Below are 13,587 nucleotides of genomic sequence, written 5' to 3'. Positions count from 1 at the left end.
TTCAAGAAATTATTTAATATCAGCCTCTGCTGGTAGATAAGTATCTCCGAAGAATTGTTTAGACAATTTTTCAAGAGTGCCATCTTTGTAGAGTTCTTTAATGCGTTTGTCTACAAATGATTTCAACTCATCTTGACCTTGAGCAAGAAGTGGGTAAACGTACGGTTGTTGGTCGCTTGGAAGTTCAATGACTTTCAAGTTATCCAAACCTTGGTTCTTGATCACTGTTTCAACACCGATTTTATCAAAAATCTTGTAGTCAAATTGGCCATCGCTCAAACGTACCATGATTTGTTGGAAGTCTGCCTTAGTATAGTTAAGGATAGTTGGGTTGTCCGGGTGTTCAGCGTTGTATGCTTCTAACTGCTTAGCTGATGTAGTGGCTTGAACGACTTCCGTCGATTTTCCACCGATATCAGCGAGAGACTTGATGCTAGAGTCGTCTTTCTTCACTACAAGGACATTAGGGTTTTGGGCAATTGGTGCGGCATAAAGGTATTTCTCCGCACGTTCTTTAGTGTAGCTAAGATTGTTGACAGCCATATTGTAACGGTCAGCGTCAAGACCTGCAAAGACACCTGACCATTCTGTCTTTTCAAACTTGACATCATATTTGTCAGAATCTTTAAAGATAGCGCGAACGACTTCAATCTCGTAACCAGTCAATTCTCCATTTTCTTCATAGATAAATGGTTTTGGCGAGCCATTGGTTGCAACGATGATTTCTTTCTTGCTAGTCGCTTCTCCTTCTTTCTTAGCACCACCTGAGCAAGCCGCAAGCACACCTGCAGCAACAAGCGCAAGGGCCGCAAGAGATGAGTATTTAACGATTTTTTTCATGTCATTTCCTCCAAAATAGAATACCTTATAATCTTAACAGAAAAAGACCATTTACGCCATTATATGATATCTATCTCTGTGATAAGTTTTCTTTATAGCTAATTTAAAAGACCAAACGTAAAACTGCAATTAGGACCACTCCAAAGAGAACCGTACCGACTAGATTGCGGTAACGAAAGGCCACCCAAGCTGTTGGAAAGACGGCTAAGAAGTCTAGCCATTTAATTTGAGGAAGGCTCCCAACCTTACCTGTCACTACGCTTGAAAGAATCAAGGCAAAGATAATAGAAACAGGCAAGAATTTCAAAAAACGCTCAACGATCGCAGGCAAACCCTTATACTTGACCAAGATGAAGGGAATCATACGGGGAATCCAGGTCACCAAGCCAGAGAAAATAACTGCTAATAAAAGATACTTACTGACCATCTAAAACCACCCCCATTGTACAACCAAGTAGCGTCGCAAAGAGAACAGCTAGTGACTGAGACACCACTGTCAAGAGTAAAAAGAAGGACACCGCAACAACTGCTAGGATAATGAGCAGATTGCGGACAGGAATCCGTCTTTGCATAATCTGGAATTGCGAAGCAAAAATTCCGATAAACATCCCAACTAGGGCAAAATCTAAACCAAAGATTTCTGGATTTGGTAACAGACCACCCAGAGCCGTTCCGACAACTGTTCCCACAAACCAAGCCACATAGCTGTTGAGATTGTTTCCGTGCATCCACATCGGATTGACCTTGTCTGTATGGGCTAATTCACCCATCAAAACGCCGTAAGTCTCATCTGTCAAGATGCTAGACATACCGATATTGTGCCAGAGACTGGTATGACGGAAATAGGTCGACGCATGCAAACTCAACAAAAAGAGACGCAAATTGATCAAAAAAACCGTCATAGCAATAGCTGCCACAGGTGCTTGAACCGCAATCAGTGCCAGCATGGCAAACTGAGCACTCCCAGCATAAACAAAGAGGCTCATCAATCCCATCTCGACAGGTGTCACATAAGGCGCACCGATAATCCCACAGGCCAGACCGATACTGACATAACCAAGGGCTGTTGGCATAGCTGCCTGCGCCCCCTCCCAAAATCCTTTTTCTTTCATCTTTCTCCTCGTATTGTCTTAATAGGTGGGCTGAAAAGGCTCCAGCCACAGCATGGACTATTATAACACATTCAGGAAAGAGAAAAAAGTCTGCTGATTGTAATCAGACAGACTCCATTTTATTCCATCGTATCAAAAGCAAGACTTGGTTTGGCATTGAGATCCAAGTTTGCAAAGTTTTCTTTGTTCCACTCGCTGACGCTGGCATAGGCAATCATACCTGCATTGTCTCCGCAGAGGCGCAGAGGTGGAATGATGACCTTGACGTCAGTGATTTCAGTTGCTAGGCGTTCTCTGAGACCTTTATTGGCTGCCACACCACCTGCCACGACAAGGGTTTTAACAGGATATTTTTCCAAAGCCTTCTTGGTTTTTGCCATGAGAATATCCAGTACAGCTGCTTGGAAGGACGCACACAAATCCTCTGTGGACAAGCTTTCTCCCTTTTGCTCAGCATTGTGGTGAAGATTGATAAAGGCCGATTTCAAACCTGAGAATGAAAACTCCAGATTATCTTCCTTAATCATGGCACGAGGAAAATCATAAATATCCTGCCCCTGATGAGCTAGCTCGTCAATCTCACGACCGGCAGGATAGGTCAAGCCCATGACACGGCCGACCTTATCATAAGCCTCACCAACCGCGTCATCTCGCGTTTCTCCAACAATCTTGTAATCACCAGCCTCCGAAACATAAACCAACTCTGTGTGTCCACCGCTAACCAAAAGGGCTAGCAAGGGAAACTCCAAAGGCTTCACACTCTGAGCGGCCATGAGGTGGCCAGCCATGTGGTTAACGGGAATCAGCGGAAGTCCATGTGCCCAAGCAAAGGCCTTAGCAGCTGACAAGCCAACTAGCAAGGCTCCGACCAAGCCCGGTCCATAGGTAACCGCCACAGCTGTCACGTCCTCTTCCGTAATCCCTGCTTCTGCCAGTGCCTCCTCGATACAGGCTGTAATGACCTCGACATGGTGACGACTGGCTACTTCCGGCACTACGCCGCCAAAACGTTTGTGACTCTCAATTTGACTAGCAATGACATTGGACAAGAGCTCATCGTCGTTTTTCAAGACGGCGACACTGGTCTCATCACAGGATGTCTCAAATGCTAAAATATATCTATCCTTCATCTATTTCTCTCTTCATGATGATGGCGTCCTCGACTGGATCATGGTAGTAGGCTACTCTCTCCGCGATGACTGCCATCTTTTCTTTCTTGTAAAATGCTTGCGCTCGTTGATTTGACTTTCTGACTTCGAGGAAAATCTCCTTGTCTGTCGGCAATTGAGCAAACAAGGCTGACGCAATTCCCTGACCCTGATAGGCTCCTTTGACAGCGATTTGCAGGACTTCTGCCTCAAAGAGATTCTCCTGTACAGCTAGAAATCCAAGCACTTCTGCCCCATCATAAGCCAGAGCATACCAGGTCTGGTCTTGGGACAGGTCTGCTTGGATTTGCTCCAGCGTCCAAGGACTGACTGGGTAAACAGCTGCCATCACAGTGTAGATGGCTTGAGCCAAGTCAGGCTGCTGTTGGATTCGTTTGATTTCTATCATAGGCGTTTAATGTAAGACTCGCCAGATTCGGTGTGGTTCTTGAGCCAGTTCTCCTCAGCCTCGACACGCTTGAGGTAGTTCGGCACAAAATCATGCAAGGAGTCTGCTTCCTTATCCCAGGCCCAGAGAGCTAGATTAGCTGCATTTGGCAAGGTTTCTTTGAAATTAGTCCTTGGCAAGTGTTCTTGAATCTGCTCCACAAAGGGGCCAACTTCTCCGACAAAGGTTACCTGACTAGCCCCCTTGATTAGCTCAATCACTCGTTCAAAGGGCAGGTGTGCTTCTGGAATGACAGGTTTGGCATTTTCATAAAATCCTGCGTAAACATTGTTGCGACGCGCATCCATCAAAGGGACGAACAAGCCTTCTTGTTGGTAGGGCACCAGAGCCAAGAGGCTCGACATACCAACTAACTCGATGTTTAGAGTGTGAGCTAAGGTCTTGGCAGTTGCTACCGCAATTCGCAAACCTGTGTAGCTACCTGGCCCTTCCGCCACCACGATTCGGTCCAAGTCCTTGGGGGTCCAGTCCAAACTTGCTATCAAAAAATCGATGGCAGGCATGAGGGTAATACTGTGATTCTTCTTTATATTAATCGTCGTCTCGGCAAGAACCTGCTTGTCCTCTAAAATAGCGAGAGAAAGAGCCTTGCTGGACGTATCAAAAGCTAATACTTTCATAACACATTCCTATCTTTTTGTCTGCTTACTATTATACTACAAAAGCTGGCACATGGGAATTTTCTTTACCCCCACACAAGAGTGCCCACACTTAACTAAAAATAATTTAAAAAAATGCTCACTTTTCCTTTTCTTTTCCGAATATAAAAGTGAATAAGAAAATTGAAAGGATCTCCGTAAAAAGTTTGGTAAGTCATGCTAGATAAGAAACACATTTTTAGAAGGATAAATTTTATTGTCTTCATCTCTTACAGTTTTCTCAGCATTCTCAATGATTTAAACATTACTACTATCCCTTTACCAATTGGTTTATCTGTTTGTATTGTTTTATTTTTATGCTTCAACTCTATTTTTGAACAGAAGAATTATTAACATAAAACTAATAAGCTCTGGAAATTCCATTGTCATGTCATTTTAGAAAAATGCAAAGACCACCTCGTCTTGATAGATGGGGTGGAATTTTCGTGTCGTAAATCTACTATCTCTATATCCCCAAACAAAAATGCCCCAGCATGAGCAGGGCATCTAAGCATTTAATCCAAAGTAAAATACAAACCAAACGACATAGGTCACGAGGAGGAGAAAAAGCGAGTAGAGAGTCACAAAGATAATTTTCCACAAGAACTTGGTTTGTCGTTGTTCCAGTTTGGCAAATAGAAGATTTCCTCCATAAACGCAAGCAACAAAAACAATAAAAGCTACCAAGCGAACTCCGATAGCAAAAGCAAATAAGTTATACATAGGGCAACCTCCTTGACTTAAAATCTATATGGAATTATGACAAGCAATAAATTTCACTCCCATTATCAATATAACACATTTTCTTTATTTTTTGCAAGCGATTACTAAAGAAACCGACCTGTGACTTTCTCGTTTCCGTCTTTTACTAATTTTTCATTTTGTGGTATAATTGAAATAATTGTAACGAATCAAGGTCAATCTAGACACAAAATGGAATGAAATCAAGCAAATATCTGCTAAAAGTTTGGAATAAGCTGACCTGTAAATAGAAAGGAACTATATGATTTACAAAGTTTTTTACCAAGAAACAAAAGAACGTAGCCCACGTCGTGAAACTACACGCGCACTTTACCTAGACATCGATGCCAGCTCAGAACTTGAGGGCCGCATCGCTGCTCGCCAACTTGTCGAAGAAAATCGCCCAGAGTACAATATCGAATATATCGAACTCTTGTCTGACAAATTGCTAGATTACGAAAAAGAAACTGGCGCCTTCGAAATTACGGAGTTCTAATATGGCCTATACTCTTAAACCTGAAGAAGTCGGCGTTTTTGCCATCGGTGGTCTGGGAGAAATCGGGAAAAACACTTACGGAATTGAATACCAAGATGAGATTATCATCGTCGATGCTGGGATTAAATTCCCAGAAGATGACTTGCTGGGTATCGACTATGTCATTCCTGACTACTCTTACATCGTAGACAATATCGACCGCGTCAAGGCTGTCTTAATCACACACGGACACGAGGACCACATCGGTGGGATTCCATTCCTACTCAAGCAAGCAAATGTCCCTATCTACGCTGGGCCGCTTGCCTTGGCTTTGATCCGTGGGAAACTCGAAGAACACGGCCTCTTGCGCAACGCCAAACTTTACGAAATCAACCACAATACTGAGTTGACCTTTAAAAATCTCAAGGCAACTTTCTTTAGAACGACTCACTCTATTCCAGAACCTTTGGGGATTGTCATTCATACTCCTCAAGGGAAAATTGTCTGTACGGGTGACTTCAAGTTTGACTTAACACCAGTTGGTGAACCAGCAGATTTGCACCGTATGGCAGCTCTTGGTGAAGACGGTGTACTCTGTCTCCTGTCTGACTCGACAAATGCAGAAATTCCAACCTTTACCAACTCTGAAAAAGTCGTTGGCCAGTCCATCATGAAGATTATCCAAGGCATAGAGGGACGTATCATCTTTGCATCCTTTGCCTCAAATATCTTCCGTCTCCAGCAAGCAACAGAAGCTGCTGTTAAGACTGGGCGCAAGATCGCTGTCTTTGGTCGTTCTATGGAAAAGGCCATTGTCAACGGAATCGATCTTGGCTACATCAAAGCTCCTAAGGGAACCTTTATCGAGCCAAATGAAATCAAAGACTACCCTGCAGGAGAAATTCTGATCCTCTGTACAGGTAGCCAGGGTGAGCCGATGGCAGCCCTCTCTCGTATCGCCAACGGAACCCACCGTCAGGTACAACTCCAACCAGGTGATACAGTTATCTTCTCTTCTAGTCCAATCCCTGGAAATACGACTAGCGTCAACAAGCTGATTAACATCATTTCTGAAGCTGGTGTCGAAGTTATCCACGGTAAAGTGAATAATATCCATACATCTGGACACGGTGGCCAGCAAGAGCAAAAACTCATGCTCCGCTTGATTAAGCCAAAATACTTCATGCCTGTCCACGGTGAATACCGCATGCAAAAAATCCATGCTGGACTAGCGGTAGATACTGGTGTTGAGAAGGACAATATCTTTATCATGAGCAATGGTGATGTGCTTGCCCTTACTGCTAACTCTGCTCGTATCGCAGGTCATTTCAACGCCCAAGATATCTATGTCGATGGAAATCGTATCGGTGAAATCGGCGCAGCTGTCCTCAAAGATCGTCGTGATCTATCTGAAGACGGTGTCGTTCTGGCAGTCGCAACTGTTGACTTCAAATCGCAGATGATTCTATCTGGCCCAGACATCCTCAGCAGAGGCTTTGTCTACATGAGAGAGTCTGGAGACTTGATTCGCCAAAGCCAGCGTATCCTCTTCAATGCAATTCGTATCGCACTGAAAAACAAGGACGCTAGCGTGCAATCAGTCAATGGTGCCATTGTCAACGCTATTCGCCCCTTCCTCTATGAAAATACAGAACGTGAACCAATCATTATCCCGATGATCCTCACACCAGATGAAGAATAAATTATAAAACAGCCCCGTCTTAGGAGCTGTTTTTTCTATGCTTTCTTTTCTTGATTTTTAGAAATACTACGGTTTTTACCTTCCAGATACACCATCAAAATAGAAATATCTGCTGGGTTTACTCCCGAAATACGGCTGGCTTGGCCGATGGTTTCTGGATTGATGAGTTTGAACTTCTGACGGGCTTCCGTTGCGATAGAATCAATGTCATCCCAGTCTATATTGGATGGAATGCGTTTTTCTTCCATGCGTTTCATCTTAGCAACCTGGTCCATGGCTTTGGAAATATAGCCTTCATACTTGATTTCTGTTTCAATCAATTCGATAATCTTGTCATCCAAGTCCTCTGCAGCTGGTCCGATGAAGGCCACCACATCTTGGTAAGAAACTTCTGGACGGCGAAGGAATTCCTTAGCTGTCACTGCATCTGTCAACGGCTTGAAGCCCATCTCCTCAACCTTAGCATTGGTTTCCTTGACTGGCTTGAGTTTGATGCTGTCTAGGCGTTTCATCTCATTTTCAAATTGATTTTTCTTGATTTCAAAGCGAGTCCAGCGTTCATCATCCACAAGACCAATCTCACGGCCCATCTCAGTCAAACGCATATCAGCATTGTCATGGCGGAGAATGAGGCGGTATTCAGCACGACTGGTCAAAAGGCGATAAGGCTCAATCGTTCCCTTGGTCACCAAGTCATCAATCATCACCCCGATATAACCGTCACTGCGCTTCAAAATCAATTCAGGCTTGCCTTGGATTTTCAGAGCCGCATTGATCCCAGCGATAATCCCTTGGCCTGCTGCCTCTTCGTAACCTGACGTTCCATTAGTCTGACCAGCAGTGAAAAGTCCGGAGATTTTCTTGGTTTCCAGAGTCGCACGCAACTGGTGAGGCAAGACCATATCATACTCAATGGCATAACCTGTCCGCATCATCTCTGCATTTTCCAAACCTTTGATAGAATGAACCAAGTCACGTTGGACATCCTCAGGCAGACTGGTTGAAAGTCCTTGGACATAGACTTCCTCTGTATTGCGCCCTTCTGGCTCAAGGAAGAGTTGGTGGCGTTCCTTGTCCGCAAAGCGCACAATCTTGTCCTCAATCGATGGACAGTAACGAGGCCCCACTCCCTTGACCACACCTGTAAACATAGGCGCACGGTGGAGGTTATTTTGGATAATTTCATGACTGGTACCATTGGTATAGGTCAACCAGCATGGCACCTGATCCTTGACATAATCCTCATCACGTGAAGTGTAGGAGAAATGATTAGGCGCTTCGTCTCCTGGCTGAATCTCGGTCACATCGTAATTGATAGAAGAAGCCTTGACACGTGGGGGGGTTCCTGTCTTGAAACGACCCATTTCGAGGCCCAATTCCTTGAGATTATCAGCAAGGTTAATAGAAGCTAGGCTGTGGTTAGGACCTGATGAATACTTAAGATCTCCAATGATAATTTCCCCACGGAGGGCCGTCCCTGTCGTCACGATAACAGCCTTAGCAGCATACTCTTGATGGGTCGCTGTACGAACACCGACAACTTTGCCGTCTTCAACCAAAATCTCATCAATCATGGTCTGACGAAGAGTCAGATTTTCTTGATTTTCAACCGTCTTGCGCATCTCCTTAGAGTAAAGCTCCTTGTCAGCCTGCGCACGAAGGGCACGAACGGCAGGACCCTTACCTGTATTGAGCATCTTCATCTGGATGTAAGTCTTGTCAATGGTTTTGGCCATTTCACCACCGAGGGCATCAACTTCACGCACAACGATCCCCTTGGCAGAACCACCGATAGAGGGGTTACAAGGCATGAAAGCCAGCATTTCAATGTTGATGGTCGCAAGCAAGACCTTACAACCCATACGACTAGCAGCCAAGGAAGCCTCAACCCCAGCGTGTCCCGCACCAATTACAATAATATCGTATTCTTCAGTAAAATTATAAGTCATGTTTCTCTCCTATTCCTCAAGATGGATGTGTCTTAGTTGGCCGTCCCAATCTAGTAGGGCTGTTTTTAGAAAGGCTGGAACTAGCTGGATATTCTGGAGCTTATCCAAATCAATCCATTCGCAAGGTTGCGTCTTCTCATCTTCCTGCATGGTCAATGGGGCATCTTCAAGCAAATTCACCAGATAATGAAACTCAACGTTGTGATAGGAAATACCGTCCTGTTCAAAACAATTTTCAACCACAAAAGCTAGCTGTCCAGCTTGAGCTTTGACACCCAGTTCTTCCTTCACTTCACGGACTACCGCGTCTTCCGTGCTTTCATTGACTTGAATCGCACCGCCAATAGTATAATACTTGCCCTTATCTTTGGTAACTAGGAGCTTGCGATTTTGGACAATCAAGGCTGTCGCCCGAACTCCAAAAACTGTATTTCCTGTTTTTGTCCGAAAGTCTTGTTGAATCATTCTTGTCCTTTCCCTTAAACGACATAAAAACAGTCAAAACTCCAAAGAAGTGCAGGACAAAAAAGCCTGCAACATCCATGAGCTTTGACCATCATTTCTATTGCTTTTATTATTGTAGCAAATTGAGAAAATTTGTCAATCTAAATGTACTGACAAACTTGTCCATCTCGATAAGCATTGTCAATCAAACCGCCACCTAGACACTCTTCGCCATCGTAAAAGACAACTGCCTGTCCTGGTGTAATCGCGCGTTGTGGTTCCGCAAAGATAACCTCTGCCTTATCTCCTTTGACATGGACGGTCACCTTAGAATCAGGCTGACGGTAGCGGAATTTAGCCGTACATTCAAGCGTAAACTCCTCTGGCATCTCACGAGTAAAGTGGACTTGGCTAGCCTCTAGGCTGGTTGACATGAGCGAATCATGGTAGAATCCTTGTCCTACATAGAGAATATTCTTGCTCAGGTCTTTTCCGACAACGAACCAAGGTGCATTGTCACCACCGTGTTGCCCACCGATACCGAGACCGCCACGCTGACCAATCGTATAGTACATAAGTCCTGCATGCTCGCCCATATCGCGACCATCCACTGTCATCATGCGACCAGGCTGAGCTGGCAGGTAGTTACTGAGAAAGTTTTTAAAGTTCTTTTCTCCGATAAAACAAATCCCTGTCGAGTCTTTCTTCTTAGCAGTCGCAAGTCCTGCTTCTTCTGCTAGTCTGCGAACTTCAGGCTTCTCCAAATGTCCTAGTGGGAACATGGTTTTTTGAAGTTGTTCTTGCGAAAGTTGACTGAGGAAATAGGTCTGATCCTTGCCATTGTCCACGCCACGAAGCATGTGAACGATGCCATCCTCATCACGCGCCACTCGGGCATAATGCCCAGTCGCTACATAGTCTGCCCCCAAGGTCATGGCATAGTCCAAAAAGGCCTTAAACTTGATTTCCTTGTTGCACATAACATCTGGATTTGGCGTGCGTCCCGCACGGTATTCCGCTAGGAAATACTCAAAAACGCGGTCCCAGTACTCTTTTTCAAAGTTGACAGAGTAGTAGGGAATGCCGATCTGGTCTGCTACCGCAGCCACATCCTTGTAATCTTCGGTCGCCGTACAGACGCCGTTTTCATCTGTGTCGTCCCAGTTCTTCATGAAGATACCAATCACATCGTAACCCTGCTCCTTGAGCAAAAGAGCCGTCACCGACGAATCAACACCACCACTCATCCCCACAACAACACGTGTTTTAGAGTTATCACTCATGGTAAGTCTCCCATCTATTCGTTTATTCACGATTGAAGGTCGTGTGTGCTTTAACGATTGAAGGTCGCTTGAGCAGTATTCATTATAACATGCTTGGTTGGAGAAGACAAGAAAGAGGCTGTCAATAGACCAACCTCTTATTCTGAACCTATCACTCTAGCACTTTCTAGCTTCATTCGCTTTCTTAGCGACTGCAATTTGGTATCTCACTTGGTCAAACCCTGTACCTCCCAAGGAATTTCGTCTTTGAACAGCAGTTTTAGGTTGTAAGTAGACATAAATATCCTCGGCAATGAGGGAATGATAGGTTTGTAATTCCTCCAAAGTCCAATCTTGAATATTTTTAGCAGACTTGATAGAGTCTAGCACTAATCTTCCCACAACCTCATGAGCTTCTCTAAATGGCAAGCCTTTCCCTGCCAAATAATCTGCCAACTCAGTTGCATTTGAAAAGTCCTTCTCTGTAGACTCTTGCATTTTTTCCTTGTTTACCTGCAAGCTAGATAACATACCGGCCAACACATCAAGGGAATTTAAAATCGTTTCGACCGTATCAAACATCCCTTCCTTATCCTCTTGCAAATCCTTATTATAAGCTAAGGGCAAGGACTTCATGACTGTCAACAGTCCAAACAGATTCCCATAAACTCGACCAGTCTTTCCTCGAATCAACTCAGCCATATCTGGATTTTTCTTTTGGGGCATAATAGAGGAACCTGTTGTAAACGTATCTGACAAGGTAATGAATTGGTACTCAAAGCTACACCAATTGATCATTTCTTCGCAAAAACGGCTCATATGCATCATGAGTATACTGGCATTGGATAGAAATTCTAAGATAAAATCGCGGTCACTAACAGCATCCAAAGAATTTGTATAAGGTTGCTTAAACTCTAACAAATCGCTAGACAATTGGCGATCAATGGGGAAAGTCGTTCCTGCCAAAGCTGCCGCACCTAGAGGGCATAGATCTGTATGCTTCTGGTTAAATTCAAAACGTTCACTGTCTCTTTGAAACATATTGTAGTAAGCCATCAGATGGTGGGCAAAACTAATCGGCTGGGCATGTTGCAGATGGGTATAGCCCGGCATGATCGTCTCCACATGATTTTCCGCCAAGTCTAATAAAACACCCTTGAGATGAGCCAGTTTATCTAGGACATGGCCTAGTTGCTCCTTGAGATACAAGTGCATATCTGTCGCAACTTGGTCATTTCGAGAACGAGCTGTATGTAACTTCCCTGCAAGAGGACCAATTTTTTCTGTCAGCAACACTTCCATATTCATATGAATATCTTCGTTTGCGATATCAAAGACAAGTTGGTCTGCCTCTAGCTCTTCTAAAAGCTCTTTCAAACCTTCTTGAATCTTTTCTGACTCCTTCAAACTCAAAATGCCCGTCTGACCCAACATCTGAACGTGGGCTAAAGAACCAATCAAGTCAAATTTAGCTAATTTCTGGTCAAAAGATATACTCGCACCAAAGCGCTCTACCCAGTCTTCGACAGTACCTTCAAAGCGACCACCCCATAATTTTGTATTCTTAGCCATATCACATCCACCTCTCTAGTCAATCGTCCTATTTGGCGCTTTTTTGAACCTCAGAATGAACCTTGGTTGGAAGTCCCCACAACTTAATAAAGCCAACAGCTGCATCTTGGTCAAAGGTATCCGCACTGGTATACGTCGCCAAATTTTCATCGTAAAGTGAATTTGGTGATTTCCGAGCCACGACCTGAGCGCTTCCCTTATAGAGTTTGACTTTTGCAGTCCCATTGACAACTTTTTGAGTCTCTTTAATATAAGCAATCAAGGCTTGCGTAGCCGGACTAAACCACAAAGCATTATAAATGAGATTTGATAATTCATTTTCTATGATTGGTTTAAAATGAGCCACTTCTCTCACAAGCGTCAAGTCCTCAATTTCCTTATGAGCTGTCAGCAAGGTCACTGCACCTGGACACTCATAGATTTCTCTTGATTTAATCCCAACCAAACGATTTTCCACGTGGTCAATCCGTCCGACCCCATGTTTTCCAGCTATTTCATTGAGTTTTTGAATCAAATCTGCCAATTTTAACACTTCTCCATTGAGGGAAACTGGAACACCTTCACTAAACTCAATCTCAATGTATTCTGGCATATCTGGAGCTTGCTCTGGAGAAGTTGTGATGCCAAAGGCCTCTTCTGGAGCCTGATTCCATGGATTTTCCAAAATACCACACTCATTGGCACGTCCCCAAAGATTTTGGTCGACAGAGTAGGGATTGTCAAGGTCAGCAGGAACAGGCACCCCATTTTCCTTAGCATAATGAATTTCTTCCTCCCGAGACCATTTCCATTCACGAACTGGCGCAATCACTTTTAAATTGGGATCCAAGGCTGCAATGGATACTTCAAAACGCACTTGGTCATTCCCCTTACCTGTACAACCATGAGCAATTGTAGTCGCTCCTGTCTGATGCGCTATTTCAACCAATTTTTTAGAAATAAGAGGGCGGCTCAAGGCAGATACCAAAGGGTACTTTTGTTCATAGTAGGCATGTGACTGGAGAGCCACTAGCACATAATCTGTAGCAAATTCGTCCTTAACATCAATGACATAAGATTCGACTGCCCCAACCTTGAGAGCCTTATCATGGATGAAATCTAAGTCTTTCCCTTCACCCACATCCATACAAACTGCAACAACATCATAGTCTTTCTTTAACCAGGTAATAGCAACTGATGTATCCAAACCGCCAGAATAGGCCAAAATTACTTTTTCTTTACTCATGTTCTTTTCC

Annotated in this window: 14 protein-coding genes; 2 read left to right on the top strand and 12 right to left on the bottom strand. The window is 44.1% G+C overall.

Features of this window, described 5'->3' with window-relative positions; genetic code table 11:
• Positions 1-9: 9 nt before the first annotated feature.
• From HT724_RS01955 to HT724_RS01925, 7 genes are all read right to left on the bottom strand, one after another.
• Complete coding sequence (locus HT724_RS01955) at positions 10-840, bottom strand: amino acid ABC transporter substrate-binding protein (RefSeq protein WP_000724933.1); 831 nt, start codon at positions 838-840, stop codon at positions 10-12.
• A 103-nt stretch (positions 841-943) separates the two neighbouring features.
• Positions 944-1,267: an AzlD domain-containing protein gene (locus HT724_RS01950; protein ID WP_000253936.1), complete on the bottom strand. Its 324-nt coding sequence runs from the start codon at positions 1,265-1,267 to the stop codon at positions 944-946.
• Positions 1,257-1,952 carry an AzlC family ABC transporter permease gene (locus tag HT724_RS01945; protein WP_000659737.1) on the bottom strand — a complete coding sequence of 232 codons (696 nt, stop codon included), beginning with the start codon at positions 1,950-1,952 and terminating at the stop codon, positions 1,257-1,259. Before HT724_RS01945 ends, HT724_RS01950 begins: the two co-directional genes overlap by 11 nt.
• Positions 1,953-2,071: 119 nt before the next feature.
• Positions 2,072-3,082 carry a tRNA (adenosine(37)-N6)-threonylcarbamoyltransferase complex transferase subunit TsaD gene (gene tsaD, locus HT724_RS01940; protein ID WP_173276104.1) on the bottom strand — a complete coding sequence of 337 codons (1,011 nt, stop codon included), beginning with the start codon at positions 3,080-3,082 and terminating at the stop codon, positions 2,072-2,074.
• Positions 3,072-3,509: a ribosomal protein S18-alanine N-acetyltransferase gene (gene rimI, locus HT724_RS01935; RefSeq protein WP_173276103.1), complete on the bottom strand. Its 438-nt coding sequence runs from the start codon at positions 3,507-3,509 to the stop codon at positions 3,072-3,074. The genes tsaD and rimI overlap by 11 nt, the downstream gene beginning before the upstream one ends.
• Positions 3,506-4,189: a tRNA (adenosine(37)-N6)-threonylcarbamoyltransferase complex dimerization subunit type 1 TsaB gene (tsaB, locus tag HT724_RS01930; protein WP_173276102.1), complete on the bottom strand. Its 684-nt coding sequence runs from the start codon at positions 4,187-4,189 to the stop codon at positions 3,506-3,508. Before tsaB ends, rimI begins: the two co-directional genes overlap by 4 nt.
• Positions 4,190-4,714: 525 nt before the next feature.
• Complete coding sequence (locus HT724_RS01925) at positions 4,715-4,930, bottom strand: hypothetical protein (protein WP_173276101.1); 216 nt, start codon at positions 4,928-4,930, stop codon at positions 4,715-4,717.
• Between the two features lie 280 nt (positions 4,931-5,210).
• On the opposite strand from HT724_RS01925, the gene HT724_RS01920 reads away from it, so the two are divergent.
• Complete coding sequence (locus tag HT724_RS01920; RefSeq protein WP_000639572.1) at positions 5,211-5,444, top strand: DNA-dependent RNA polymerase subunit epsilon; 234 nt, start codon at positions 5,211-5,213, stop codon at positions 5,442-5,444.
• A gap of 1 nt (position 5,445) precedes the next feature.
• The gene (locus tag HT724_RS01915) at positions 5,446-7,125 is read left to right on the top strand and encodes a ribonuclease J (protein ID WP_173276100.1); all 1,680 of its coding nucleotides are present in this window, start codon (positions 5,446-5,448) and stop codon (positions 7,123-7,125) included.
• A gap of 35 nt (positions 7,126-7,160) precedes the next feature.
• Here HT724_RS01915 and mnmG read toward each other — a convergent pair whose 3' ends face one another.
• The 5 genes from mnmG to HT724_RS01890 all read right to left on the bottom strand — a co-directional run bounded on the left by mnmG (position 7,161) and on the right by HT724_RS01890 (position 13,577).
• Positions 7,161-9,074, bottom strand: a complete 1,914-nt coding sequence (mnmG, locus tag HT724_RS01910) for a tRNA uridine-5-carboxymethylaminomethyl(34) synthesis enzyme MnmG (protein ID WP_173276099.1) — start codon at positions 9,072-9,074, stop codon at positions 7,161-7,163.
• A gap of 9 nt (positions 9,075-9,083) precedes the next feature.
• Positions 9,084-9,539, bottom strand: a complete 456-nt coding sequence (locus tag HT724_RS01905; protein WP_173276098.1) for an NUDIX hydrolase — start codon at positions 9,537-9,539, stop codon at positions 9,084-9,086.
• 140 nt (positions 9,540-9,679) lie between these two features.
• A complete protein-coding gene (gene mnmA, locus HT724_RS01900; RefSeq protein ID WP_001282946.1) occupies positions 9,680-10,801 on the bottom strand; it encodes a tRNA 2-thiouridine(34) synthase MnmA in 1,122 nt (373 codons plus the stop codon).
• Positions 10,802-10,957: 156 nt separating this feature from the next.
• Positions 10,958-12,352, bottom strand: a complete 1,395-nt coding sequence (argH, locus tag HT724_RS01895; RefSeq protein WP_173276097.1) for an argininosuccinate lyase — start codon at positions 12,350-12,352, stop codon at positions 10,958-10,960.
• A gap of 28 nt (positions 12,353-12,380) precedes the next feature.
• Positions 12,381-13,577: an argininosuccinate synthase gene (locus tag HT724_RS01890; RefSeq protein WP_050242660.1), complete on the bottom strand. Its 1,197-nt coding sequence runs from the start codon at positions 13,575-13,577 to the stop codon at positions 12,381-12,383.
• Positions 13,578-13,587 lie beyond the last annotated feature (10 nt).

Source organism: Streptococcus sp. k-402 (assembly GCF_013277515.1).
Taxonomy (GTDB): Bacteria; Bacillota; Bacilli; order Lactobacillales; family Streptococcaceae; genus Streptococcus.
This window is presented reverse-complemented; position numbering and strand designations above follow the sequence as displayed.